This is a genomic window from Bradyrhizobium sp. 62, assembly GCF_023073035.1.
Lineage (GTDB): Bacteria > Pseudomonadota > Alphaproteobacteria > Rhizobiales > Xanthobacteraceae > Bradyrhizobium.
The window spans coordinates 392408-393153 of record NZ_JADPIT010000002.1 but is presented as its reverse complement, the minus strand read 5'-3'; the positions used below and the strand labels follow the sequence as shown (position 1 = coordinate 393153).

Sequence of the window (746 nt, the reverse complement as noted above, 5' to 3'; positions counted from 1 at the left end):
AGACCGGCAAGTCGAACCTCAGCATCACCGGCGTGACCTATAACTCCAAGGGTCTTGGCCTCGCCTCGCTGACCAGCGGTGTCGACTTCATCGACAACGCTGCGACCAACAAGGTGCTGACCAATCTGAACTCGGCGTCGAGCACGCTGCGTTCGGAAGCGTCGAGCCTTGGTTCAAACCTCACGATCGTGCAGGTGCGTCAGGACTTCAACAAGAACCTGATCAACGTGCTGCAGACCGGTTCTTCGAACCTGACGCTGGCCGACACCAACGTCGAAGCCGCGAACAGCCAGGCGCTGTCGACCCGCCAGTCCATCGCGGTCTCCGCGCTGTCGCTGGCCAACCAGTCGCAGCAGAGCGTGCTGCAGCTGCTCCGCTAACAAGCGGACGACATCGCAAGCAGGATCTGGCGGCGGGGCTTTGGCCCCGCCGCTTTTTTTGTTCGTCATTCGGGCAGCCGTGCGACGCTCTGAAAAGTAACCAGCGGTTATGGTTAATGGAGAGTAAGCGCGGATAAATGCCAATGATTTCAGCTTGATTGCCGGCGGCGACCACGCCTTCCGCGCGCTTATGGTGAACCCGCGCTTAATGCGGACGCGCGTCGTTTCACCCTTTGTTAGCCATGTCGGGGCACGCTGTCCCCGTCACTCGATCCGAAGCGATCGAACGAAGACGCGTAAACCAGAAGGGTAAGAGTCATGTCCGGTATTGTTCTCTCTGCGTCGGTTCGTCAGAACCTGCTGTCT

At 59.2% G+C, this 746-nt stretch carries 1 protein-coding gene; it reads left to right on the top strand.

The window, feature by feature from the left end:
- The coding region (locus tag IVB47_RS02075) for a flagellin (RefSeq protein WP_253075186.1) at nucleotides 1-380 on the top strand (380 nt) is incomplete at its 5' end.
- Between the last annotated feature and the right edge of the window lie 366 nt (nucleotides 381-746).